The organism is Kitasatospora sp. NPDC088783 (assembly GCF_044750705.1).
In the GTDB taxonomy this organism is placed as follows: Bacteria; Actinomycetota; Actinomycetes; order Streptomycetales; family Streptomycetaceae; genus Kitasatospora; species Kitasatospora fiedleri.
On sequence record NZ_JBIVKJ010000009.1, the window covers coordinates 107,153 to 130,745 of the forward strand.

Annotated in this window: 25 protein-coding genes; 11 read left to right on the top strand and 14 right to left on the bottom strand. The window is 73.9% G+C overall.

The genetic code is table 11. From position 1 onward, the window contains the following. Positions 1 to 23 precede the first annotated feature (23 nt). On the bottom strand, positions 24 to 1,220 hold the full coding sequence (locus ACIP60_RS24630; protein ID WP_400687797.1) for a hypothetical protein: 1,197 nt from the start codon (positions 1,218 to 1,220) through the stop codon (positions 24 to 26). A gap of 977 nt (positions 1,221 to 2,197) precedes the next feature. On the opposite strand from ACIP60_RS24630, the gene ACIP60_RS24635 reads away from it, so the two are divergent. The 6 genes from ACIP60_RS24635 to ACIP60_RS24660 all read left to right on the top strand — a co-directional run bounded on the left by ACIP60_RS24635 (position 2,198) and on the right by ACIP60_RS24660 (position 7,299). Further along, entirely contained in the window at positions 2,198 to 4,015 is a 1,818-nt protein-coding gene (locus ACIP60_RS24635) for a hypothetical protein (RefSeq protein WP_400687799.1), read from the top strand. A gap of 82 nt (positions 4,016 to 4,097) precedes the next feature. Then, positions 4,098 to 4,529 (top strand): NUDIX domain-containing protein, encoded by a 432-nt coding sequence (locus ACIP60_RS24640; RefSeq protein WP_400687801.1) that lies wholly within the window; start codon positions 4,098 to 4,100, stop codon positions 4,527 to 4,529. A 653-nt stretch (positions 4,530 to 5,182) separates the two neighbouring features. Then, positions 5,183 to 5,386, top strand: a complete 204-nt coding sequence (locus ACIP60_RS24645) for a hypothetical protein (protein ID WP_400687803.1) — start codon at positions 5,183 to 5,185, stop codon at positions 5,384 to 5,386. Beyond that, a complete protein-coding gene (locus tag ACIP60_RS24650; protein ID WP_400687805.1) occupies positions 5,386 to 6,069 on the top strand; it encodes a restriction endonuclease in 684 nt (227 codons plus the stop codon). The genes ACIP60_RS24645 and ACIP60_RS24650 overlap by 1 nt, the downstream gene beginning before the upstream one ends. Positions 6,070 to 6,135: 66 nt before the next feature. After that, positions 6,136 to 6,837 carry a restriction endonuclease gene (locus ACIP60_RS24655; RefSeq protein ID WP_400687807.1) on the top strand — a complete coding sequence of 234 codons (702 nt, stop codon included), beginning with the start codon at positions 6,136 to 6,138 and terminating at the stop codon, positions 6,835 to 6,837. 123 nt (positions 6,838 to 6,960) lie between these two features. Further along, the gene (locus ACIP60_RS24660) at positions 6,961 to 7,299 is read left to right on the top strand and encodes an Lsr2 family protein (RefSeq protein ID WP_400687809.1); all 339 of its coding nucleotides are present in this window, start codon (positions 6,961 to 6,963) and stop codon (positions 7,297 to 7,299) included. A 212-nt stretch (positions 7,300 to 7,511) separates the two neighbouring features. Here the strand turns inward: ACIP60_RS24660 and ACIP60_RS24665 are convergent, their stop codons facing one another. After that, entirely contained in the window at positions 7,512 to 7,862 is a 351-nt protein-coding gene (locus ACIP60_RS24665; RefSeq protein WP_400687811.1) for a hypothetical protein, read from the bottom strand. Next, positions 7,859 to 8,422, bottom strand: coding sequence for an NUDIX domain-containing protein (locus tag ACIP60_RS24670; RefSeq protein ID WP_400688167.1), 564 nt, complete (start codon positions 8,420 to 8,422; stop codon positions 7,859 to 7,861). Before ACIP60_RS24670 ends, ACIP60_RS24665 begins: the two co-directional genes overlap by 4 nt. A gap of 291 nt (positions 8,423 to 8,713) precedes the next feature. On the opposite strand from ACIP60_RS24670, the gene ACIP60_RS24675 reads away from it, so the two are divergent. Then, entirely contained in the window at positions 8,714 to 9,163 is a 450-nt protein-coding gene (locus ACIP60_RS24675; RefSeq protein WP_400687813.1) for a hypothetical protein, read from the top strand. A 256-nt stretch (positions 9,164 to 9,419) separates the two neighbouring features. Continuing rightward, the gene (locus ACIP60_RS24680; RefSeq protein WP_400687815.1) at positions 9,420 to 9,884 is read left to right on the top strand and encodes a hypothetical protein; all 465 of its coding nucleotides are present in this window, start codon (positions 9,420 to 9,422) and stop codon (positions 9,882 to 9,884) included. A 339-nt stretch (positions 9,885 to 10,223) separates the two neighbouring features. Here ACIP60_RS24680 and ACIP60_RS24685 read toward each other — a convergent pair whose 3' ends face one another. From ACIP60_RS24685 to ACIP60_RS24695, 3 genes are all read right to left on the bottom strand, one after another. Further along, positions 10,224 to 10,472, bottom strand: coding sequence for a hypothetical protein (locus ACIP60_RS24685; protein WP_400687817.1), 249 nt, complete (start codon positions 10,470 to 10,472; stop codon positions 10,224 to 10,226). A gap of 100 nt (positions 10,473 to 10,572) precedes the next feature. Then, on the bottom strand, positions 10,573 to 11,082 hold the full coding sequence (locus tag ACIP60_RS24690) for a GNAT family N-acetyltransferase (RefSeq protein WP_400687819.1): 510 nt from the start codon (positions 11,080 to 11,082) through the stop codon (positions 10,573 to 10,575). After that, entirely contained in the window at positions 11,079 to 12,482 is a 1,404-nt protein-coding gene (locus ACIP60_RS24695; protein WP_400687821.1) for a hypothetical protein, read from the bottom strand. Before ACIP60_RS24695 ends, ACIP60_RS24690 begins: the two co-directional genes overlap by 4 nt. A 170-nt stretch (positions 12,483 to 12,652) precedes the next feature. Between ACIP60_RS24695 and ACIP60_RS24700 the strand changes: the two genes are divergently transcribed. Then, positions 12,653 to 13,129 carry an NUDIX hydrolase gene (locus ACIP60_RS24700; protein WP_400687823.1) on the top strand — a complete coding sequence of 159 codons (477 nt, stop codon included), beginning with the start codon at positions 12,653 to 12,655 and terminating at the stop codon, positions 13,127 to 13,129. On the opposite strand, the gene ACIP60_RS24705 is transcribed toward ACIP60_RS24700, so the two are convergent. Continuing rightward, positions 13,080 to 13,781 (bottom strand): PIG-L deacetylase family protein, encoded by a 702-nt coding sequence (locus ACIP60_RS24705; RefSeq protein WP_400687825.1) that lies wholly within the window; start codon positions 13,779 to 13,781, stop codon positions 13,080 to 13,082. The genes ACIP60_RS24700 and ACIP60_RS24705 overlap by 50 nt on opposite strands. A gap of 71 nt (positions 13,782 to 13,852) precedes the next feature. Between ACIP60_RS24705 and ACIP60_RS24710 the strand changes: the two genes are divergently transcribed. After that, positions 13,853 to 14,941: a hypothetical protein gene (locus ACIP60_RS24710; RefSeq protein ID WP_400687827.1), complete on the top strand. Its 1,089-nt coding sequence runs from the start codon at positions 13,853 to 13,855 to the stop codon at positions 14,939 to 14,941. Here the strand turns inward: ACIP60_RS24710 and ACIP60_RS24715 are convergent. The 6 genes from ACIP60_RS24715 to ACIP60_RS24740 all read right to left on the bottom strand — a co-directional run bounded on the left by ACIP60_RS24715 (position 14,920) and on the right by ACIP60_RS24740 (position 21,085). Beyond that, the gene (locus ACIP60_RS24715) at positions 14,920 to 15,870 is read right to left on the bottom strand and encodes an aldo/keto reductase (protein WP_400687829.1); all 951 of its coding nucleotides are present in this window, start codon (positions 15,868 to 15,870) and stop codon (positions 14,920 to 14,922) included. The genes ACIP60_RS24710 and ACIP60_RS24715 overlap by 22 nt on opposite strands. Then, positions 15,867 to 16,781, bottom strand: a complete 915-nt coding sequence (locus tag ACIP60_RS24720; RefSeq protein ID WP_400687831.1) for an NAD-dependent epimerase/dehydratase family protein — start codon at positions 16,779 to 16,781, stop codon at positions 15,867 to 15,869. The genes ACIP60_RS24715 and ACIP60_RS24720 overlap by 4 nt, the downstream gene beginning before the upstream one ends. Continuing rightward, on the bottom strand, positions 16,778 to 17,425 hold the full coding sequence (locus ACIP60_RS24725; protein WP_400687833.1) for a hypothetical protein: 648 nt from the start codon (positions 17,423 to 17,425) through the stop codon (positions 16,778 to 16,780). The genes ACIP60_RS24720 and ACIP60_RS24725 overlap by 4 nt, the downstream gene beginning before the upstream one ends. Beyond that, positions 17,412 to 18,956 (bottom strand): AMP-binding protein, encoded by a 1,545-nt coding sequence (locus ACIP60_RS24730; protein WP_400687835.1) that lies wholly within the window; start codon positions 18,954 to 18,956, stop codon positions 17,412 to 17,414. The genes ACIP60_RS24725 and ACIP60_RS24730 overlap by 14 nt, the downstream gene beginning before the upstream one ends. After that, positions 18,956 to 20,083, bottom strand: a complete 1,128-nt coding sequence (locus ACIP60_RS24735; protein ID WP_400687837.1) for a hypothetical protein — start codon at positions 20,081 to 20,083, stop codon at positions 18,956 to 18,958. The genes ACIP60_RS24730 and ACIP60_RS24735 overlap by 1 nt, the downstream gene beginning before the upstream one ends. A 78-nt stretch (positions 20,084 to 20,161) precedes the next feature. Continuing rightward, on the bottom strand, positions 20,162 to 21,085 hold the full coding sequence (locus ACIP60_RS24740) for an NAD(P)H-hydrate dehydratase (RefSeq protein WP_400687839.1): 924 nt from the start codon (positions 21,083 to 21,085) through the stop codon (positions 20,162 to 20,164). A gap of 120 nt (positions 21,086 to 21,205) precedes the next feature. Here ACIP60_RS24740 and trpD point away from each other — a divergent pair, with 120 nt between their 5' ends. Next, positions 21,206 to 22,258: an anthranilate phosphoribosyltransferase gene (gene trpD / locus ACIP60_RS24745; protein WP_400687841.1), complete on the top strand. Its 1,053-nt coding sequence runs from the start codon at positions 21,206 to 21,208 to the stop codon at positions 22,256 to 22,258. A gap of 14 nt (positions 22,259 to 22,272) precedes the next feature. On the opposite strand, the gene ACIP60_RS24750 is transcribed toward trpD, so the two are convergent. Next, positions 22,273 to 23,103 carry a nucleoside-diphosphate kinase gene (locus tag ACIP60_RS24750; protein WP_400687843.1) on the bottom strand — a complete coding sequence of 277 codons (831 nt, stop codon included), beginning with the start codon at positions 23,101 to 23,103 and terminating at the stop codon, positions 22,273 to 22,275. Between the last annotated feature and the right edge of the window lie 490 nt (positions 23,104 to 23,593).

A 23,593-nucleotide genomic window follows, 5' to 3' on the forward strand; every position in this document is an offset into this window, starting at 1 on the left:
CGGCGCGGGCCAGTCCGTGGCGGTCAGGACTGTGGGAAGTCGGGCCGGTGCAGGTCGAGGAGTTCCGCGATCAGGGGAACGCCAACCGACAGGGTGAACGCCGGTCCGAGGGGGTCCGTGTCCAGGATGCTGCCGATCTCCTCGAAGCAGTCGGCCAGGTTTCCTTCTTCGAAGCCGTCGCTGAGCAGGTGCCAGGGTGAGTGGCCGCGCGGACGTTCGGCGGCCTGGGTCGCGGCGGTGACGGCGTAGCAGATCGCGGCTGGCAGCAGCTCCTCGACGAGATAGTCGGGCGCGCCCTCCTCGTCGTCCTCTTCGTCCTCCAGGATGTCGGCCAGGCGGGCACGGAAGCGCTCGCGCAGGTCCGGGTGGTCTCTCTCGACGGCGTCCACGAGCTTGGCCAGGCTCGTTCCCGGGCTCAGCGGCTGCAGGGCGGCCGGGAGGTTCCCCGGCGGGAGCCACACCCACACCTGGCCCGGGTCGAACCAGTGCGGCAGGGGAACGGCCAGGGTCTCGACGCTCTCGAGCCGTTCGCGGAGGTCGGGTCCCGCAGCGCATGCCAGGAGCGCCGTCACGGCAGCCCACCCGGCGGGCACCGCCGCATCCTGAGAGCTCAACTCGTCTATGAGGTAGGCCAGGAACAGCGGGTCTGCACCGAGGATGTCGCCGTCGAAGACGCAGAACGGGCACAGCAACAGGCGGTCGTTGCCGGTGGCCGGGAGGAGGTGCGCCTTCGGGTAAGGGTCGCCGCACAAGGAGCATTCGGTGTCCTGGACGAGACAGCCGACCGCGGCCGCGCGGGCCCGGGCGAGCTCTTCGGACACCGCACGAACGAGGCGGGCACCCGAGGTCGTGGCGGGAAGGGTCACCACCATCGCCTCCCCGGTGCGCAGCGGGATCCGGGGGGTGATGAACGTCAGCTCGGGGACGGTGGTGAGGTCGTAGTGGTCCGGATCGTCCGGGTCCGCCTCCGTGTCCCCCCGTCCGGGGCGTTGCAGGAGGGACCACACCGGCCCGAGCCAGCCGGTCCACGTGCCGCCATCCGGGAAGCCGTCGCTCTCCACAGGCCAGCCCGCCGCCGCGAAGGCGTCGATCAGCTGCCGCTGGACATCGGCCGTCAGGACCACCCCCGGGCCGGGGGTGTGGAGGCGGGCGGCGCGGGCGTGGCTGCCGCCAGCGGCCTCGGCGCGGACGGCCAGCTTCTTCTTGCGGTTGCTCGTCATGGGTGGACGTCATCCCGTGCAGGCCCACGTCCCGCACTTCGTCGAGCGAGCACGGAAACAGATCGGTGAGATTCGACAGAACCTTGTCCGCCGGCGCCGCCTGTCACGTGGGGACACGGCGGCATCGGAATCGGGCGGTCACCAACGCCGCGCCGACCGTAGCGCGCACACCAGGTTCCGGGCAACCGGCCTCCCCGCGGCCTGCCTCCGGTGCGGTCCGGCCCGGGGCAGCTTTGCAGCGCGACCGCTCGTTGCATTCGCCCGGCGTCTGGCGGCCCGGTCGCGGTGTTGACGGACCGTCCGGGTGCCGCTGTGCGGAATCGGCCGCCCCGGCGGCTGGCCTGGAGCGGAAAAACGATCGGCCCCGGTCATGCCGCGGCTGCACAGTGACAGTTTCTGCCAGCAGCTCCCCTTCCTCGCTCATTCCGCGACCGGGTGTGCGGCAAGGCAGCCGGAGCGCAATCGAGGGCGGCTACTGGTCCAGCTTCGCCCCCACGATGCGGGAGCGCTGCCGCCGTCGCAAAAGCGCGGCTGCACGGCCACAGGGCGGGCCTGGGGATCGGGTTGGCCGGTTTCATCGGCGACTTCGCCCTGGACGGGGACACCGGCCGGTTCATCATCGACCACGTCGAAGCCAAGAAGTACTGAGGCTCTACCCACGTGCGCTACTCCCAGGACGTGTTGCTGCGGCGCCCGCCTGTACCGGGGCGGTCCTGGGCGGCGCCCCGTCTTCACCCGGTCGAGTGGCACCGTTCGCGCGCGGGCGCGGGGCGAGATTGAGAGCCGGTATGGTGCGGCGAAGGCAGGAGGCGTACGCCAAGGTCGAGGCCCCGCACCCACGCACTCCGGGGCGCATATCCGATCAAGGTCCCACCGGCACGATCCGGCAAACGGGCCCGCCCTCGGTACCCCCTGCCCGCACAGCACACGAACCCGGGCCGGAACGCGTGGGGTTCCGGTTCGAGAAAGCACGTGTGATGCCCAAGGACGGCTCCGCCTCCCACAAGTCCCGCGCCCGCGCGCTCGTCCGCCCGGACCGCCCCTACACCCAGGCCCTCCAGTTGCGCGACGCCCGCCGAGCCGCCGCCCGCAGTGCCACTGAACACCCGGGATTCGTCGTGCAGTTCGAGGGCGTCGACTGCGAGAGCGTCATCGCCCACATCGCCGCCGCGCTCGCGGCCGACGGTGCCCGGGTCCTGACCGTCCACCTGGTGCAGCGCGCAGGCAGGCCGAACTGGGGTGCTGGGGAGCGGCCGGCTGTCTCGGCCGTCGAGCGCGTGCCTTTCGCAGGCCCGGGTGAGCTGCACGAGATGACCATCGAAGAGGGCGCCTTCCACGACGTCCTCGGGGACGGCCGTGGTACGGAGCTGTCCGCCACGCTCAGGGGCGGCTTCGACGTCATCCTCGTCCTGCACCCCGTGCTCGGCTCCCTCTCCCAGCGCGCAGGCGACCTGCGGATCGGCGTCGTCGAGCAGGTGCACCTGCCGCACGCCGCCAGCTCGACGCTCATCGACAACGGCAGGGCGGTCAGGACCGAGACTCCGCTCACCGCGGCCCAGGCGGTCTACGCCATGCACTGGCGCTACCCGCTCCTGTTCGGCTTCGACCTCCTGGCCGAGACCTTCCAACAGCACCCGGACGCCTTGATCGTGATCGGACGCGCCTACGAGGAGCCGCTGCCCGCGCTGTTCCGCGAGCAGCTCGACCTCCATCTCGCCCAGCAGCGCATGCCCGTCCTCGGGCATGTCGAGCTGCCGCCCCCCACCGGTCGCAGGCCCGTCCTGCCCGACGCCGTCACAGACCCCGGCGGCCACCGTGCTGCCGCCTGGCGCAGCACCGCCGACGCCCTGCACGCCCACGCCACCGGCGAAGTCGCGCCCTCCTCCCGGCGGCGCCCCCGGTACGCCGCCCGGTCGACGCGGCGGCCCGCGCAGGTCGTTGGCCTCCTGCCGGCCGACCATGCCGACATCGGCGCGGCCGCCCGGCAGTTGGCCGATGCACTGGCCGACCGGGGCGCCAGGGTGCTCCTGACCAGCGCCTCGCACCATCACCGCGGCAACACCCCGCACTGGCCCTCCACGCCCGTCGGCCCCGGCGTCCACGAGGTTGACTGCGCCCTTTCCCGCACCGTCCTCGAAGGCCCGCTCGCCCGGGCCCGTACCGTCTTCGACACGGTCCTGCTGCACACCGACGAGCGCCACGACAGCGCGCTCTACCTGCACGGTCTGGCCGACACCCACGTCGTCGTGGCCCGTGCCCTGCACCTGCCGACCCATGAACCCGTCGCCGCCGCCTGGAGCGAGCAGGGCCCGGTCCACCTGTGGATCGACCGGCACTGGTCCCGGCAAGGCCGCCGCGACCTCCCTGCCACCGCCGACGACATCACCGGCTTCACCGCCAGCCTCGAGGAGGAAGGACACAACCGGTGGGGCGGACGCTGGCCGGCGGCGGCCGCCACCTGGCAGCCGAGGACCGGCTTGGAGCCCCGCCAGCCTCGTCCCCGCCTTCGGCCGCTGTCCCCCGCAGCTGGCGCCGCGGTGCTGCGCGAGCGCTACCTCCGCCACGCCGGCGGGCCGCTCACCGTCGTCACCGCCGGACTGCTCCTGCAGAGCGACGCCTGGCCGGATCCCAGCTGGCTGGCCGCGGTGCACGCCGAGATGGACGACGCCGGCACGCCGCTGCTGGGCCTGCTGCCCCTCGCCGCGCCGCCCGCCGACCGGCTGGCGGTCATCGCCGCGCGGCTCGCCGCCGCACTCCACCTTCCCCTGCCCGCCCCGCACCCGAGTCGGCGGTGAGGGGGCTGGCCCGAACAGCGACAGGGCCATCCCCCGTATCTCCGTTCGGTTCCGGCGAACTGCCCACCACAGAGGAGCAGCAATGAAGCAGCGCGTCCGCGCCGTCCTGATCAGCCGTCACGGCACCGCCTTGTTCATGAAACGGGTCCGCCCCGGCCAGGCTCCGTACTGGGTCCTCATCGGCGGAGGCGTCGAAGGCGGCGACGCCGACCTCCACAGCGCCCTGCTGCGCGAGATCCGCGAGGAGATCGCCGGCGATGCCCGGATCGTGCGGCCCTTCCATCGCCTCGACCACTCCGACGGCACCATCGAGCACATCTTCCTCGCGCATGTCGACAGCTGGGACTTCTCCGCCCGGACTGGGCCCGAGTTCCAGGACGAAGGCCGCGGCGAGTACCACCTGGAGGAGGTCGCGCTGACCGCCGACGCCATCGGCGCCCTGAATCTCCTGCCGCCCCAGGCCAAGGAGGCCCTGTGCGAGGCGATCGACGCCGGGCGCCTCCTGGCTGGCTGACAGCGGGCGGCCGGTGACGCTCCCTACCGGGCCGGGACCGGAGGGGTGGGCCAGAGCCTGATGTCGGACAGCTTCATCGGCCCCGCACCCCGGGTGCGCCGCCACGCCGCCAAGGTGCGGCGGCGCACCGCATCGCGGTCCAGCGGCCCGGGGCCCGCTTGGCCCCCTGCGCCCGCTGGCGGGCCAGCCCGGCGGCGATGCCGCTGCCATGGGCTGCCCGGATCGCCTTGCTCTCGGCCGTGCTGCGCCGACCGGCCGCCTCGCCCTCAGCGGGGCGCATCAAGGACGTCGAGGGTGTGCCTCCGGTGTGTCACCGGCGTACGCCGTACCGATTCCCGCCATTCAGGGTCGAGCGCCCTGCCGCGTCACGTCAGGGCATCCGGGCAGGCCCGAGCCTCCGGTGCCGGGTACGTCGGAGGATTCTCCCGCCGCGGCACGCCGGTACGCCCTCCGAAAGTGATTCGAACACGCAAGGTCGTGCCCGGTCCGCCCGGGAGGGCGCACACGCCGCCCTCCCGGGCCCGGGAGTGTCCGGAACCCGTCCGCGGCCGGGGCCGTCTGCCGACGATCCGTCAGTTCCTGTCCTGGGCCGCTGGTACATCAGTGGCCAGACGGGCCGCGCCGCGGTCCGCCGATGGGAGGGAACGACCCCGATGACGGTACCGCCGGGCTACCACCGCGTCCGCAGCCACATCCGCCGCAACCCCGGTCCGCGCACGGGCGCCAGGAAGATGAGCGGGTGGACGATCGCCGGGCTCTGCGCGCTGGTGTGGCTGTGGGCCCACTTCTTCGGCTTCGGCGACAGCGGCACCACCACGCCGCCCGCCCCGGCCGTCACCGCTCCTGCGGCCCGCTGATGGCCCGCAGGGAGCGCCGGCTGCGCCGTCCGCGCGGCGCGGTGGAAGTCCTCGCGGCCGCGGCCGTCGGCGCGGCCGCGCTTGTCGTGCTTGCCCCGGCGGTCGCGGCAGCCGGCCGGACCGTCCTGCGCGGCTGGCCCGTCCTGGCGGCCCTCGCCGGGACAACGGCCCTCGGTACGGCCGCCTGGTGGGCACGGCGCCGGGCAGCCCGGCGGGCGGCCTCCGCGCGGCTGGCCGCGCTGCGCCTGAGCCTGGCCGGCATCGACGCCCTGGGTGACCAGGAGTTCGAGTTCGCGCTGCGGGACCTGCTGGTGCGCGACGGCTGGAGCGCGCGGCAGGTCGGCCAGCAGGGCGACCAGGCCGCCGACGTGATCGGCCAGCACCCCGTCTTGGGCCGCATCGTGCTGCAGGCCAAGCACACCAAGGTCGGCGCGAAGGTCGGCTCCCAGGTCATGTACCAGGTCAAGGGCACCGCCAGCCCCGTCCACGGCGCCGACATCGCGGTCGTGGTCACCAACGGCGGCTTCACCCGCGACGCCAAGGCGTGGGGCGAGCGGCACGCCGTGCACTGGATCGACCGCGACCGGCTGCGCCTGTGGGCCGAGCACGGCCAGGCCGTCCACGAGCTGCTGCGGCTTCAGGCACCCCGGGCTCGCCGCAAGCTCGGCCGGTCCGCGGCCTGATGCCCGCCCCTCACCAGAACGAGAGAAGGGAAGGCCGTGCTACGTGAGGACGGCACATTCGACCCGATGCTCAAGCGCATCGTCGGCGTGGTGGTCGCCCTGGCCGTGGCCAAGGTGGTGTGGCAGTGGCTGCGTACGACGTTCTGGCGCTGGATCACCCTGGATGTGTGGGGCTGGATCGCCGCGCACCCCTGGTGGTGCTCCCTGGCCGCAGCCCCTCTGGTCGCGGCCGCCGGCTTCGCACTGCACCGAGTTCTGGCACCGCATCTGTACATGTACAGCGGGGGCGGCGGGTACCCGGCATATGACGACGCGGAAGATGAGGACGAGGAGGAGTTGTTCGGTCCGGTCTACCGGATGCGCCACCTCGATGTGATGCACCCGACCGAGTTCGAGAAGGCGTGCGCGGCCCTGCTCGCACGGGACGGCTTCACCCGCGTCGTGCACTCCGGCGGCTCCCGCGACCTCGGGGCGGACGTCGTCGCCTACGATACGGACGGCCGCAAAGTGGTTGTCCAGTGCAAGCACTACGCTAGGCCGGTCGGTTCCCGGGACGTGCAGATGTTCAACGGCACCGCCCGGCCCGTGCACCACGCCGATGTGCCGGTGATGGTGGGCCTCAACGGGTTCACCGCGGACGCCCAAGCTCTCGGCGACCACCAGGACCTGGCGCTGATGGGCCGCCAGGCCCTGAAGCGGTGGGCCCACGGCACACACCTGTACGACGCTCTCGGCGCCGGGTCGGACGAGGATTGCACCGCCGCCTGAACTCCGCCGCAGGACAGGCGCCAGCGCACGGAAGCGGTCGGCCGAGGATTATCGCTGGCGGAATCAAATTGCCGACCCCTACCATGCGTTAACGAACCAGTTGCTCGCGATGGAAGATCGGTCATGGCACAGCGAATTCAGGTCCTCTTGGAGGACGACCTCACCGGCGGCACCGCCGACGAAACAGTCCTTTTCGCACTGGACGGCCAGTGGTATGAAATCGACCTTTCCAGTACGAATGCCGAGGAGCTGCGCGGAAAACTGGCCCCGTTCACCTCCCGCGGCCGCAAGGCCCGCGGCCCGCAGCAGCGGGCCGGCCGCCAGCGCGCTGCCCAGCCCGCCGCGTTCATCCCGGACGCCCGTGCGATCCGAGTATGGGCCCGGGAAAACGGTCACAAGATCAGCGCACGCGGACGCCTGCCGCTCTGGCTCGTCCGGGAGTACAACACGCGCTCCGCGTGAAACCGGCCGGCCAGCGCGCAGGAGGACAGGCAAAACCGCTTCCCCGTAGCTGCGCCTCCGCTTCCGGGCACCTCGTCTTGGTGCGCGTCGGTCCGGACCGGTGCCGAGCGAGGGCTTGCGGTCCGCTGCCAGGCCGTTTCGGCAGAAGATGTCCGCAAGCTGCCAACGCTGCCGCAGCGGGCCGCGTTGATCCATCACAGGAAGGTGTTGCCTCATGCGGGCGCGGCATGGCCTGGCCAGCCATCACGTCCTCCTTGGAAAATGGGCGAGGTGATGGCGTGTGCGTGGACGGCCGAGTCAGTGGCCGGCGCCGCATCGGCGGGCAGGTGCAGGCACAAGTGCAAGTGCGGACGTCGGGAGGGATCCGGCGCGGGCGGGTGGGCGAGAACCGGCTCGGGAGTGGGGAGTTTGAGGCGCACGGCGAGTCGGGCGAGGTCGGAGAGCGGTTCGCCGAAGGCGGCGAGCTCCCAGTCCAGCAGCAGCCGATGGCCCTGCGGCGTGCCGGGGAGATGTCCCGCTTGCAGGTCGTGGCGGAGCAAGTGCGGCTCGATGCCGAGGTTCATCCGATCGAGGTCTCGCGCACGCGGCGCACGACGCCGACGAGTTCGGGTGCTGCACGTACATGCAGATTCGGGCGGCCGGTGAGGTAGGTGCGCCAGGTGAGATGCCGGGCGGCGCCGACGCGGTCGAACGTGGTCAAGGTGACGTCGCCCTTCGCGTAGGTTGCGGCGATCAGGTCGCGCAGTCCCTGCGGCAGCAGGTCCAGGCCCGGGACCTTCTCCAGTTCCACCCATTGCAGGCCGATCTGGACTTCGTCCTGGGCGTGGTTGCCGAGTTGGTGCGGGTCGCTGTCGAGACGGCACAGGAAGGTCGCCTCGACGCGGTGGTCGGCTGGATCGCCGTCGTGGTGGGCACCGATGTACTCGCGCAGCCACAGCAGGCGCTCGGACATGACGTCCAGGCCCGTCTCCTCCCGGAGCTCGCGGCGGGCGGTGGCGTCGAACGTCTCACCGGGTTCTGGCCGCCACCGGGCAGAAAGTCTCGGCCACTCCAGCGGGCGTACTGGAGCAGGATCTGGCCGTCGGGACGACGGCCTTGGCCGCGTTGCGGATGACGGGGCGATGGATTAGGCCACGGTGCGCTCCGGCTTCTGATGGGTAGTCAGGTTCAGCGTTCAGACTTGCCGAAGCCGGGGCGGCGTTCGGCCGAATTGGCCCACATCAGCCGCCAGGGACCCGCCGGGTGTCGCGTTGCCCGTCAACGCTGCCTCCCGCAGGCCACGCCTTCTGATGAACCCCGAGCCGGTGCGGCCGCTGCAGAGCTTCGGGCCGCGACTATGACGCTTATGCCGACCCGCCCCCGCCCGGTAGCGCGCACTGCCACTGCGCACTCGACCCCCTGCCGCACCGAACCGGTGATCACCGAGACCACCGGTTCGGCGGCGCACGAAATGCGCCTCCACCCCGCTCTCGCGGTGCCGGCCAGTGTCTTCTTCCTCGCCTACGCCGTCATCGCCGGCATCCTGCTGGTCCACGCGACCCGGACAGCCTTGCCCGGCCTTGGCGAGAACGCCCTGTTCATCGGCGGGTTGCCGGTGGTGCTCGCTGGAGCCACCGACGTGCTCTCCCAGCTGCACTTCGTGCCGATCCTGTGGACCCGGATCGGGCTGGCAGTGTGCCTGTCCGGGATCGCGGCCATGGTCGCCCGCAGCGGCGATGTCCTATCGTTCGACGGCATCCTGCTGACGGCCACCTTGCCCCTCGTCGAGACCGGCACGTTCATCACCCCTCTCATCGCGGCCCTCGCCATCTGGCGCGCCGCCCTCCTGCACGCCTGGTACGCCCGCGGTCACCGGGCCGCCTGAACGACCCGGCAGGGCTCGATGCCGTCGGGGCCGGACGAAGGACGGCGGCCTGACCTGCGCAGGGCCGGTACGGTCCGCAAGCGTGCGATCGCTCCTCCCGCAGTCAGGCTCTCGGCAGCCACACCCGGCACAGGCTTCCCGCCGCTGCCCTTCCAGGGAACGGAATCGTTGCCGCGCTCGCGGGTCAGCCCGATCCGATGGCCGCCGCCCCGGGGTCGGTGGGAAACTGGAGCGTGTCCAGAAACTGGAGGCGGCCATGACCACGCGGCAGGCCCGCGCCTACTGCAAGCGCTACCCGCAGCGGGCCATCGACCCGGGGCGGGTCGCCGACGCCCTACGGATTCCCCGACGGGCAGTGCCCGAGCGGGTCCTGCCGATGACCGGGAGCGAAGTCCTAGAGGCCGCGCAGGACCCGCCGTCGTGGCTGGTCGACGCCCAGGACCGCGCCGCGGACGCGTCGGCGCGCGCTCGATCGACTGGACAGGCCAGGGAGGCCGCCCGAGCCGCCGCGTGGACCCGGCAGGACCTCGCGGACGTCTACTACGTGCGGGCAGTCAAGGACGGCATGGCGCCGAGCGAGGCGAAGGACGAGGCGCTGCGGGCCGCCGCGGAGTCGATCCGCCTCGTCGGGCCCGAGGCTGTGGGCGTCCTGCCCTTCGAAGAGTTCCAGGACCGGGCCGCAGCCCTCGAACAGGCACGGACGCCGAGGTCGGCGCTCTGAGCGATTTCCGCGCCGGGCTGCCGGACGTCGGCGGCCCCGATCGCGGTCTCCCGCCCCGGCCCGCAGGCGCATGCCGGGGACAGAGCTATGGGCCTGCGGGGCGGCGACCTACTCACCACTCACCCCCTGTCGATCGCCTGGACCACGAGCTCTACCCAACCGCATCCTGGTGCGCCTGGACTTCACCTGAGCGCCTTCGTTCGCGGTGTGACGTCGTGGAGTCGGTAGATCCGGGGCAGGCCGCAGCGTAGCGTCAGGGATGAGGTCCCGCCGTATCCCACGTCGGCGGGACCTCCCTGGTTCCGGCCGATGGCGGCGCAGGTCCCGCTGCTCCGTTCGTCAGTCGCGAGGCTTGGGGCCGACCTCCGTCACCAGGGTGATGCGTTCGGCACAGACGGACGCGTCTCCCGCACGGTGCCCCGGCTCGAACACCGCGACGGTGTAGCTGGCGCTCCCGGCGGGCAGTTGCAGGAACATCTCATTGAGGCGCGCCTTGGTGTCTTCCAGAGCGTCGGATGCATGAGGCTTGTCGACGGTCAGCATGCGCGGGCCGATCCCGGGGATGTCCACCTCAACTTTCCACTCCATGCGGCCATCCTGGCAGAGCCGGGCGACATAAGCAGGCGGGGGCGCGGAAGACGCATCGCTTCCTCTGATACGGAAGAGGGCAACCGCCGACTGGCTGTGTTCACGAGTGAACACAGCCAGTCGGCTGAAGGATGACCTTCTTCAATGCCCGGTTGATGTCGGGGTTGCGCCCGGGGACGTACGAGCGGACCGGCGTGTAGCCGACTGCGGTGTACAGGGCGAGGGCGGCGGTGTTGTGGACGCCTGTCTCCAGCAGGACCTCGGTGTGCCCGCGGCCGAGCGCGTCCTGTTCCAGGGCGGCGAGGATGCGGCGGCCGAGTCCTTGTCCGCGGGCGGCGGGGGCCACGTACATCCGTTTGATCTCGGCTGTTGTGGGGCTGAGGGCGCGCCAGCCCCCGCAGGCCAGGGGTGGTCCGTCTGCGAGGCGGGCGAGGAGGAACTGGCCGTTGGGGGCGTCGAATTCCGCGCAGTCGGTGGCCTCGGGGTCGTCGGCGCTGCCGTAGGTGGCCAGCTGCTCCTGGTGGAGGGCCCGGGTGAGGGTGCGGGCGTCGGCGGCGCGGTACGAGACGGCGGTGAGCGTCCACTGGGGGGTGGCCTGGAGCAGCGTCATGGTGTCGATAGTGCCGTGCGGAGGGCGTCCAGCGCATCCCCGTGCCCGGCTGCGCGCAGTTGGCGGCGGGCGGCGGTTCGGACGGTGGTGAGGAGGGTGCGGCACCGGATGGACTGCACCTTCGGGAGGGTCGGGGCGAGGGCGGTGATCCAGTGTGCGGTTGCCTCGGCGTCCCGGGCCCCGATGCTGGCGCGGACGAGGTGGATTCCGTGGAGGAGTCCGGAGCGGCGGTATCCGGTGGCTGTTCCCTGGGCGGCGATGGGGCCCAAGAGCTGGGCGGCTTCGGTGAGCAGGAGGGAGCGGCGTCCGCGGGTGTGGGCGGCGAGGTCGACGAGCGCTTGGCCTGCCTCGGCGTCGACCTGGTGGGAGGTGAAGTAGTACAGGGAGGGTGGGTCGTCGCCGTGGCGCTGGCCGATCAGCTGTCGACATCGGTCGGTGGCGCGGCGGAAGGCGTCGAGGTCGCCGGCGGCGGCGTGGGCGGTGGCGAGCCGTCCCCATGCGCGGGCCTGGACCAGGGGGACAGCTTTCGCCGAGTGCTCGACCGCGGCGTGCGCGAAGCGCAGGGCCAGCCGCGGGTTTCCGCCGGCGGCGTGCTGGTAGGCGAGCATTCCGAGGGCGTTGGAGACGGTGTTCGTGTCGCCGGCGGCGCGCGCGATCCGGATGGCCAGGAGCTGGTAGCGGTGGCCTGCCGGGTCGAGGCCCGCGTCGAAGCTCATCCAGCCGGCGAGTTGGGAGGCGCTGGCGGCGTGCCGAAGGAGGCGGTTGCCGGTGGCGGCGTCGTAGCGGCCGGTATGGATGAGGACCAGCGACTCGTGCAGGGCGATGCGGGCCTGGCGCTGGCTCAGGGGGCTGCCGCCGGTGCGGTCGTCGAGGCGGCGCAGCGCGGCGAGCTGCTCGAAGAGCATGTCGGCGAACTCCGGTGCGACGTAGTCGCCGTCGCCGTGCCCGGGGGTGGGCGGGGCCGGGGGTTGGCGGGTGGCGTCCCAGACGGCCGCGGTGAGGTACTCGGCGGCATCCGAGTGGACCAGCGCCGGTTCGACGGATCCGCTGGTCCACTGGGAGGCGGTGCGCAGGACATCCCCTAAGGGGAGGGGGCCGAGGAGTTCCTCGGTCTCGGCGGTCTCGGCGGCGGGCTGGTCGAGGCCCCACAGGTGCGCCGAGGTGTAGCGCCGGCCGGTCGCCTCGGTCAGGACCACCGCCGCGACGTCGCGTACGGCGGGAGAGCGGGGCAGGTGCCCGCGCAGCCATTTGTAGCCCGCGGTGAGGTCCACCGGGGGATGGCCCATGGCGTTCAGCCGCGGGTTGATGGCCTTCACCAGCTCGCGGGCCGACCACTTGGCGTGGTCCAGGGCGTCGGCGAGTACGAGGTGCGCCTGCTCGGGGGCGAGATCAGTCACCACGGCATGACGTTAGGTCACAATCGGTCGGGGTGGGGGGTTTCACGGGATTTCACGCTTGCCGTGCCCACTTCACGTCCTTCACGGCGCGGGGCGCTGCCGGGCACCGGGTGGTGGTGATGGGCTGGGCGGGTGCCCCTCTTCCTGCTCCTTCACGTTCTACGGTGGCTTTCATGATCCCTGCCTACGTTGCCGCGCTGCGCGCCCTGGTGGGCCCTGACCACGGGCTCTGGCTGCCGGGGGTGAACGCGGTCGTCCTGGATTCGGGGCGGGTGCTGCTGCACCGCCGCTCCGACACCGGGGAGTGGTCGATCCTCAGCGGGATCCTCGACCCGGGCGAGGAGCCGGCCGCCGGGGTGGTTCGCGAGGTGCTGGAGGAGACGGGCATCACCGTGGTGGTGGAGCGCCTCGCCGGGGTGACGGTGTCCCCCGAGGTGGTGCACCCCAACGGGCACCGGGCGCAGTACCTCCAGTTGGTCTTCACGTGCCGGCCCGACGGGGCGGGCCAGGTGGCCCGGGTCGCCGACGACGAGTCGCTCGAGGTGGCCTGGTTCCCCGTGGACGCGCTGCCGCCGATGCGGGAGCGCACGCGCGAGCTGCTCATGATCGGCCTGGAGGAGCGGGAGCGGGCCTGGTTCCGACCGGCGTGACGGTGTGGCGGACCACCTCGAACGCCTCGGCGGCGTCGTGGCCGATCTGGGCGCCGCGCAGCCGGGCCGCGGCCAGGACCGCTTCGGTGGAGCGGGTGTGCGGCCAGGGCCGCATCTCCGAGGCGTACACCGCCAGAGCCTGCTGCTTGACGGCCAGCGCGGCGGGGGTCAGGGGCTGGAACCAGGTGGGACGGAAGGGCCGCTGGCCCCATTCGGTGGCGGAGCGGACCTCCCAGGCCAGCACGGTGGCCACCGGGTGGCCGGGCTGGGGCCGGGTGGCGGCGGCGACGGCCTCGGCGGTGATGCGGTGGTCCAGGGACAGGTCGGCGCTGCTGTGGGTGTAGACGATCGAGGGCCGCCAGCGCCGGATCGCCGCCTCGACGGCCTGGGTGACGGTCAGCCGGGGCAGCGTGTCGAAGGCGTTGTCGGGCAGGCCGGCGATCTCGACGTCGGCGCCGTAGAGGGCGGCCGCCCGGTGGACGCAGGTGCTGCGGTGGTCAAGGTCGTCGTGGCCGGGACGGCTGGTGGAGCTGGCGCTCAGGACCAGGACGTGCACCTGGTCGCCGGCGGCGGCGTGCTCGGCCAGGGTGCCGCCGGCGCCCAGGCTCTCGTCGTCGGCATGGGCGGCGACGGCCAGTACGGATCGGGGCATGTTCACGGCGCTCCTCTTCGAGGGGACGGTCCGGGCCGCGGAGCCCGGTGACAGGAAAGGGAGTTGATCGCATGGCGATCGCAGAGTTCCCGGGGGCCGATGTGCGGGCCGGGAGGGCGCGGATCGGCCGGGGTGTGCGGATCGGGGAGGGCACGGTGATCGTGGCCGACGACCTGGTGCTGGCGGAGGGGGCGGTGGTGGGGCCGGGCTGCGATCTGCGCTCGGCCTGCCTGGAGCTCGGCGCGGGCGCGCAGGTCGGTGCCGGCGGCCGGTGGTGGGTCGCGGACTCGGCCCGGCTCGGGGCGGGCTCGGTGGTGGACGGCGGCTCGGACGCGGTGTGCCGGGAGCTGACGGTCGGCCAGGGCACCTACCTGGGGCAGCGGCTGCGGATCGGTGCGGGCGCGACGATGGAGGAGCGCTCGATCGTGCGGATCGGCGACGGCTGCCAGATCGCGCCGGACGTGACGCTGAACTGCACCGAGCCGGTGCTGATCGGCGACCAGGTGGGGATCAGCGCCGAGGTTGCCGTCTTCACCCACGGGTACCACGCCGGGCACCCGGTCCGGGACGGGCACGGCGCGTCGTTCGCGGGTGTCGAGCTCGCCGACGCGGTGTGGCTGGGATTCCGGTCGGTGGTGCTGCCCGGGGTGCGGGTGGGCGAGGGCACCGTGGTGGCCGCGAGTGCCACGGTGACCCGGACGCTGCCGGCCGGGGTGCTGGCGGCCGGGGTCCCCGCGGTGGTCAAGCGTGAACTGCGGCCGCAGGCCCTGGACGAGCGCGGTCGCCGCGAGGCGGTCGCCGCTCTGGTGGCCGCCTGGCTGGAGCGGCTCGCCTTCAAGGGCCTGAGGGTGTGCGAGCAGCCCGGCGGGGCGGGATGGGATGTGTCGGGCCGGGGCGGTGGCTGGCAGGTGCTCCTGGACACCGTGGCGGTGTCGGTGGAGCTGCGGCCGCGGGGCGGCAGCGCGGCGGTGTTCTCCTTCGCCGAGCCGTTGGCGGTGGTGGGTGTGCTGGACGAGGTCGGGCACGATCTGCGGGACTTCTGCCGCCGGGCGACGTGGCTCTTCCCGTACGAGGCGAACAGCCGGGGCCTGGTGCCGGAGCGGTTCGCCCGGCTGCTGGACGGCGGGGCCGGGGCTGGTCATGGGCGGGATTCGAGGTAGGCGGCGAGTGCGGGGGTGATCCGGCCGGCCTGGGCGGCGCCGGCCATGCTCTCGGCGAGCTGGGGGCGGGTTCGGGGGCCGATGACGGGGATCACCGGGGCCGGGCGGTGGGCGCGCAGGTAGGCCAGGGCCAGGCCGTGCGGGGTCATCTGCAGCGCGGCGGCCGTCTGGTGGAGCCGGTCGCGGCGCCCGCGCCCCAGGGCGGTGTCGTAGGTGCGGGCGTGGTGGTGGGTGTGCCGGCCGCTGTGGCGGGCGGCGAGGTAGCCGGCGGCGAGGGTGCGGTAGGGGACGACGGTCATGCCGTGCCGGGCGGCCATGGCCAGGTGGCCGGGGTCGGCTTCGACGAGCCAGGGCTCTTCGGGCGGGTCGGCACGGGGGATGAAGCTCCACAGCGGGGCGGTGACGGTCGGCGCGGCCTTGCGGGCCGCGGCGGCGTAGCCGGCCCAGGCGGTCAGGCGGGCGGCGGTCCAGTTGGAGGCGCCGACCTGCTCGGCGACCCCTTCGCGCACGGTCCGGTCGGCGGCGTCCGCGATCTCGGCGACGGGCACGGCGGGGTCGTCGCGGTGCAGCAGCAGAACGACGGGCCGGCCCAGGCGCTCGGCGCTGCGCCGGGCGGAGGCGAGGATCCGCTCGGGCCGCAGGTCGCCTTGGTGGGGGCGGGCGGGGTCGAGCCCGGCCTTGGTGATCACCCGCATGCCGGTGGCGCCGGCGGCGCGCAGCCAGGCGCCGATCAGGGGTTCGGCGCGGAAGGCGCCGTCGGCGGGGCCGTAGGTGGGGGCGGTGTCGATGAGTCGGCCGCCGAGCTCCTGGAAGTCGTCGAGGAGGAGGCGGGCCCGGTCGTCGGGGATCGCCGGGGTGCCGAACTCGAAGGTGCCCAGTGCCGCCACGCCCGCGAGCGGGGTGGCGGCACTGGTGGAGGGGAGGGTCACCGGGCGGCTCCGGCCGGGGTCCAGGACAGGGCGCGGAGGCGGGCGGTCTCGGCGAGGAGCTCTGGGAGCGGGCGCTGTCGGGGCAGGGGTCCGTAGGTGGCGGTGAACAGGCTGGTGTCGGCGGTGAAGGAGCGGATCTCGTTGGGGCGGGGTGGGACGTGGGTGATGGTGCCGCGGCCGGTGGCGCGGATGACGGCCCGGGCCAGGTCGAGGACGGTGGTGGCCTGTCCGGAGCCGATGTTGACGACGGGCAGCAGCTGGTCGGCGTCCAGGATGCGGCCGAGCATGGCGGTGGTGGTGTCGATGTGGGTGAGGTCCCGGGCCTGGGTGCCGGTGCCCTCGATCGTCAGTGGCCGGTCGGCGAGGGCGGCGTCGATGAAGGCGGGGACCACCGCGTCGGGGTCTTCCCACGGCCCGTAGGTGTTGAAGAAGCGGGCCACCCCGATCTGTCGGCCGGGGCCGAGCTGCGGCCGGTAGATGTCGGCGAGGTGCTCGGTGGTGGCCTTCCCGGCCGCGTACGGGGAGCGGGGCCGGTGCGGGGCGCTCTCGGCGAGCGGTCCGCGCTGGTCGCCGTAGACCTCGCACGAGGAGGCGAGGAGGAGGCGGTCGGCGCCGGAGGTGGCGAAGGTGTGGATCAGGTGCCGGTCGGCGGCCGTGTTGTGTTCGAAGCCGCCGACCTCGAACGAGCGGGGCACGGACTTGTGGGCGGCGAGGTGGATGACGGTGTGGAAGCCGTCCAGGTCGCCGGCAGTGAGGGTGCGGACGTCGCGCTGGAGGAGGTGGTCGGGGTGGGGGCGGGGCGAGTGGACGGACAGGTCGTCCAGGGCGGTGACGGTGTGCCCGGCGGTGCGCAGGGCGGTGGTGAGGGCGGAGCCGATGAAGCCGGCCGCGCCGGTGATCAGCAGGTTCACGAGCGGTCCTTGGCGGTGTCGAGGGTGTCGAGGAAGGCGGCCAGGGCGGCGGGGTCCTGGTAGGTGTGGGCGCGGATCCCGAGTGCGGTGGCGGCGTCGGTGACGACGGCGATGTCGTCGACGAGGACCAGGTCCTTGCGGCGGGCTCCGTGGGCGGCGGCCACGTGGTCGAAGAAGGCGGTGCCGGGTTTGGTGGCGCCGATCTCGTGCGAGCAGTGCACCGCGTCCAGCACCGGTAGGTCCTCGCGGTACAGCTCGCGCCAGAAGGGGGCGTGCAGCGCGTTGGTGTTGGAGACGCCGACGACGGCGTCGAAGCGCCCGCGCACCTCCGGGCCGGCCAGCAGGGCGAGCAGGGTGGGGTCGGTGGTGCCGTAGATCGCGTTCCAGCCCGCCGCCAGCTGCTCGTCGTCGAGGTCGACGGCGAGTAGGTGGCGCAGGTGCTCCAGGTAGACGGCGGGTGGGATCTCGCCGCGCTCGAAGGCGTCGAAGGGGGCGTCGATGAGCCAGCGGTCGCGCAGCTGCTGCGGGTCCTGGCCGGCGGCGGCGGCCCACGCGTCGATGGCCTTGAGGAAGGAGTAGTCGAAGAAGACGCCGCCCATGTCGATGAGCAGGAGGCGGCGGGGTCGTCGGTCAGGCGAGGGCACGGGTGGTCTCCGGTTCGGGGAGCAGGTGGCTGTAGTGGACGGTGATCAGGTCGCGGCGGGGTTTGCCGGTGGAGGTGACCAGGAGGAGTTCGGGCCACCGGTCGGGCAGGACGTGGACGGCGGCCAGGTCGCAGTAGGGCAGCTCGCCGCTGCGCCGGGCGGTCTCGACGCCGCGGTGGAGGTCGCCTTCCAGCGCGGTGACGTCGGCGGGAAGCCAGTTGGCGGTGGAGGGGGCCGAGACCAGGGCGACGGCGCGGGGCAGGCCGGGGCCGAGCAGGCACGCCGCGTCGACCCGGGGGTGGGTGAGCAGGTGGGCCTCGATGGGCTCGGGGTGGATCATCTCGCCGGATCCGGTCTTGAACGCCGACCCGATCCGGCCGCTCAGCCGCAGCCCGCCCGCCGCGCTGTCCTCGCGGCTCACCCGGTCGCCGGTGTGCAGCCAGCCGTCGGGGCCGGTGACCGGGACCAGGTGCGGCCACCGCGCGACGTACCCGGCAGCCACATGCGGCCCGCGCAGCAGGAGTTGACCGTGGTCGTCGATCCGGTGCTCCACGCCGACCGGGCGGCCCAGCCCGGGGGTGGCGGCGTCGTCGTGGTGGAAGGCGGGCACGGTGGTCTCGCTCGCGCCGTAGGCGCCGCTGATCCGCAGGCCCGCGTGCCGGTGCAGGGCGCCGGCGACCGCAGGGTCGAGGGCGGCGGCGCCGTTGACGGCGGTCCCGACCCCGGCCAGGGCCTGCCGCAGCCGGCGGCCGTCGTCGCCGGGCTGCTCGCAGGCGGCGGCCAGGCGGGCCCAGATGTGGGGGACGCCGAGCAGGGTGTCCGCCCGGTGCCGCAGCAGGTCCTCTTCGAGGCGCTGGGGCGTGGAGGTGATCTGGGTGGTCCCGTACAGGCACATCAGGGTGTGGCCCATGATCCGCTGGGCGACGTGGGAGACAGGCAGGTAGGACACGGTGCGCGCCGGGCGTCCGTTCCACAGGCCGGTCCAGGTGTCGGTGCCGCGCACCAGCGCCGCTTCGGTCAGGGCCACGGCGCGCGGCACGCCGGTGGTGCCGGAGGTGAAGACGATGGCCGCGGTCTGCTCCAGCCGGCGCCCAGCCATGCGGCGGGCCACCGTGCGCCACTGCGCGGGGGTGCCCAGAGGCCGGGTGCTGCGCTCGTCCACGGCGTGCACGAGCGTCCCGGTGCGGGCGGCGACGTCGGCGAGCGCCCGGTCGCCGACGGTGTCGAGGACGGCGGCGGGCTCCACCACCGGCCACAGTGCGGCGAGCTGCTGCGGGGTCAGGTCCGGCAGGACGGCGGGCACGGCGCCGGCCAGGAGCACGGCCAGGTCGGCGACGCTGAACAGCGCGCCCGGCCCGGTGCGCAGCAGCACGACGCGCCCCGCCACCTCACCGGTGGAGCGCAGTTGCCGGGCGAGGGTCAGCGCCCGACCCAGCACCTCGTCGAACGTCCAGACGGAGCCGTCCAGGGCGACGACGGCCGGCCGCCTGCCGGGGTGGTCGAGGAAGCGCGGCAGGATGCGGTCGCCCATCACAGTTCCCCGGCGGTGGTCGCGGTCAGGTGGTGGGCGCCGGCGAGCTGGCGGCCGCGGGCGGCGACCAGCGCGTGCCGGGAGATCGTCATCGCGTCGCGCCAGCAGCCCTCCAGGCCCGCGGCGCGGTGGATCGCGGCGGCCCCGGCGGCGTCGAACAGGGTGCGGCACGCGGCCTCGGCGGCCTCGGCCATCTGACTACAGGCGGTGCGCAGCAACGCCCGCTGCCCCGGGCTGACCTGTCCGGCCAGTGCGCTGCTCCACGCGGCTTCGGTCGCCGCGTCCAGCAGGCCGGCCGCGGCGTGCAGGCGGCCGTCGGCCTGGTCGAAGGCCGCCTGGACCGCAGGCTGGTAGGCCATCGGCCCGCTGCCGTAGCGGCTGGCGGTGGTCGAGGCGAGGGTGGCGAACGCGGCCAGGGCCCGCTCGCCGCTCGCGCGGGCGACCTCGGCGATGCAGCCGGCCAGCAGCCCGTAGAGGGGATAGCGGTACAGCGCCCCGTCCGCCAGCGGCGCGTCGGTCAGGCTGATGCTGTGCGCGCCGGGGACCAGGGTGTCGCAGGCCACGGTGTAGGAGGCGCTGCCCCGCAGTCCGAGCGCGTCCCAGTCCTCCTCGACGCTCAGCCGGTCGCGGGGGACGAGCCACCAGCGGGTGCCCGGCGCCTTGTGGTGGTCGGCGGGGGCTGCGAGGGCGGCCAGGGTCATCGCCGGGGCGCCGGTGACCAGAGGCCAGCGTCCTCGCAGCCGCACCTCCTCGCCCTCGGGCTCGGTGCGGCCGACCGGCACCGAGGAGCCGGCGACCACTGGCGCGTCGCCGACCAGGTCGCGGGCCGTCTGGGCCGGCAGGCGGGACAGGAACGCCCCGGCCGGGCCGTGGATCGCGGCCACCCATCCGGCGGCGGGGTCCGCGAGGGCGACCTCGCGTACCGCGGCGAGGATCTGCGGCGGGTCCCACTGCAGGCCGCCGCAGTCGGCGGGCACCGCGGCCCGGGGCAGCGGGGACGCGGTCAGCGCCTGCCACACCGCGGGGTGCAGCGTGCCGTGCCGCTCCCCGAACTCCCGGTGCTCGCCGGCCGCGCGGCTCAGCTGCCCCACCGCCACGAGGGCGGGCTGGTCGTGGACGAGGGTCATCGCGATCTCCAAACGGGTCAGGTCGGACGCAAGGGATGAAGGCGCCGTCGGCGGCGGCGCAAGCAGCAGGGGTGCGGGTCAGTGCGGGCCGGGGCCGGCGATCAGGTCGCGCAGCGCGGGGGCGAGGGCGTCCAGGAGGTCGCCGGTCAGCCAGCCCGGTCCCGCCGTCCGGGCCAGCACCTCGCCGGCGGTGCCGACCAGGTGGCAGGCCAGCGCCGCCGCGTCGGCAGGCGGCAGTGTCTGGGCGAGCAGCGCGGCGGCGACCCCGGCGAGCACGTCCCCGCTCCCGTGCCGGGCCAGGCCCGGGTGCCCGGCCGCCACCAGGCGGGTCTGGACGCCGTCGGTGATCCGGTCCGTCTCGCCCTTGGCCACCAGCACCGCGCCGGTCTCCCTGGCCACCTCGGCCAGCGCCGCCCGGTCGGCCGTCTCGCCCCGGACCGGGCGGGCCGGCAGGCCGGGGGCGGCGAGGAGGGCGTGGGCCTCGGTGCGGTTGAGCAGCACCAGGTCGGCGCCCAGGCGCCGAAGGCGCTGCCGGGCGCGCGGGCCGCCGCCCAGCGAGCCGTCGACCACCAGCGCCGCGCCCCGATCGCGCTCCCGGGCCTCCTCCAGGGCGTCGAGCACCTTCCCTGCCAGCGGACTGCCGCCCAGCCCCGGACCGACCAGCCACACCACCCGCCCCCGCGCCTGCGACTGCGCGAGACCCCGGGCCATCCGCCGTGACACCTCGGCCACCGCGTCGACGGCTGCCGGGTCCAGCTCGGGCCCCAGCCCCGCGAGCAGGTGCGCTTCCAGCGCCACCTGCTGCGCCGCCGGGGCGGGCGGCGCGGCGAGGCGTACGCCGTGGGCCCCGGCCCGGCGGGCCGCCAGCGCCGCCACGTACGGCGGCGCGGGGTACTCGCGCGAGCCGCCGATCACCAGCACCAGCCCGCCGTCGCCCTTCACTCCCCCGCCGGCCACCGCGGCGGCCCGCAACGCCAACTCCCGGGCAGCGAGGGCGTCCACGCGTACGACATCCTTGTCCTCGCCGCCGCGAACTTGGCGGTATGACGATTCGTCAGTCGCTAGGCTCGGAGATGACACCCGCGCCGGCTCCCGGCGCCGGGCCGCTTCGAGGGGACCTTCGTGACCGCTTCCACCCGTACCTGGCCGCACCTGCTCGCCACCCTGCTGCGCGGCGAGGACCTGACGGCGGACGACACCAGGTGGGCGATGCGCACGGTCATGGACGACGACCACGAGCCCGTCGCCCTCGCCGGGTTCCTCGTCGCCCTGCGCGCCAAGGGCGAGAGCCCCGCCGAGCTCAGCGGCCTGCTCGACGCCCTGATGGAACGGGTCGTGCCCCTGCCCGTCGACGGCGCCGGTGTGATCGACATCGTCGGCACCGGCGGCGACGGCGCGCACACCGTCAACATCTCCACCATGGCCGCGATCGTCACCGCCGCCGCCGGCGTGCCGGTGGTCAAGAACGGCGGCCGCTCCGTCTCCAGCAAGAGCGGCTCCGCCGACGTCCTGGAACAGCTCGGCGTGCCCCTTACCCTCGGCCCCGAGCAGGTCGCCCGCTGCGTCACCGAGGTCGGCATCGGCTTCACCTTCGCCCCGGCCTTCCACCGGGGCCTGCGCCACGCCTCCCCCGTGCGCCGCATCCTGGGCGTGCCCACCGCCGTCAACTACATCGCGCCGCTGACGAACCCGGCCCACCCCGGGGCCGCCCTGGTCGGCTGCTCCAACCTCCAGCTCGCCCCCGTCCTGGCCGCCGTGCTCGCCGGCCGCGGCACCCGGGCCCTGGTCGTCCGCGGCCACGACGGCCTGGACGAGATCACCACCGCCGACGTCACCGACGTGTGGAGCGCCGATGAGACCGGCGTGCGCAAGTCCACCTTCGACACCGCCCGCTTCGGCCTGACCCGTCCCGGCCCGGACGCACTGCGCGGCGGGGACGCCGCCTACAACGCCGACGCCGTCCACACCGTGCTCTCCGGCGCTCCGGGGGCCGCCCGCGACGCCGTCCTCGCCAACTCCGCCGGAGCCCTCGCCGCCCACAACACCACCGCCGGACTCGAGGAAGCCTTCGCCGACGGCCTGGACCGGGCCCGCACCGCCATCGACAGCGGAGCCGCCGGCGACCTGCTCTCCCGCTGGACCAAGCTCGCCGCCGAGCTCGCCGCGCCGCACTGACCCCCTCACCGCGGTCACCGCCGGGCCCCGCCGGTCAGCAGCGGGACCAGCCGCGACCAGCGCGAGACCGCCTCCCACCGCGGCCCCATGCCCGCAGCGGCGATGTCGCGCAACAACTCCGCGAACGCCTCCCCCCGCCTGGGCGGCACCCGGCCCCCGCCGGCACCCGGCGCGGCCCGCCCGGGCTCCGGCGGGTAGGACGCCACCACCGCGGCCAGCGCTGCCTCCACGGCCGGGCCCGACCCTTCCGGGCCGGCCACGTGGGCGGACGCCACCAGCGCCGCCCGCTCCCGCCAGGACAGGAACACCGCCAACTCCCGTACGACATCCAGCGGATCGTCGCTGGTGTGCACCATCGTCAGAAGACGGTTGGGGCTGCCCGCCACCTCGCGCAGCGAGTCGGCCTCGCGCCGCCCGGGCGCGTTGCCGCCCTTCAAGCGGGTCAGGCGCCGCGCGGCATCACCGTCCCGGTGCCGGTACAACACCAGCAGCCCCGGCCCCAGCCCCACCACCGCGTCCAGGAGCAGCAGCCGCTCCGCGGTCGCACGCCGCAGCTGCCACCACCACAGCGCCCTCACCCCGGCCCGCTCCAGCTGAACCATGCTCGCGCCCGCCGGCGTGAACCCGGCCGCCTCCACCCTCGCGAGGACGTCCACCGCGGCACCGGCCGCCACGACGTCCGGCCGCAGCCACAGCAGTGCCGTCTCCGTAGCGAACCGCTGCGCCTCCCCGGTTCCGAGGGCCCCGACCAGCGTCGCCCAGCCCTCCCGCACCAGCGGATCGACGGCGTACTGTCGGCGCTTCTCCGCATCCCGCGTCAGCCGCCCAAGGTCGGGGGTGGGCATGTCCGCCCACCCCTGGTCCGTGGCCGCCACCGGCCTCACGGATGTCCCCACCGCGATCCCCTCCCACTTCCACCGGCCGTGTTCCGCGACCAGCACACCGCGGGCGGCGGTCCGGACCCAGTGGGCAAGGGCGTGAAGACCGTGAACGCCCGATCGGTTGCGTGAATCCGCGTGAAACCGGAGCTTGCCCGCCACAGTGCCGGCCCGCTTGGCGCTGCAGACGCTGCCCACGAGGCAGGCACTGCCACCGAACTGACGGTCGCCCGCGCAGGCGTCAAGGCCAAGGGGAAAGGCCGCGGATGGTCGCTGCTGCGCATGACGCCGCAGTCCGCGATCTCATCGTCGGCCCGAGATACTTCGCCAAGGCCGCCGTGAACCTCCACACCGTGCTGCACCACGACCGGATGCCGAGGTCGGCGCTCTAAGCGACCCCCGCGCCGGACTGCCGGACACCGGCGGCCCCGATCGCGCACCTCCCGCCCTCGGCTCG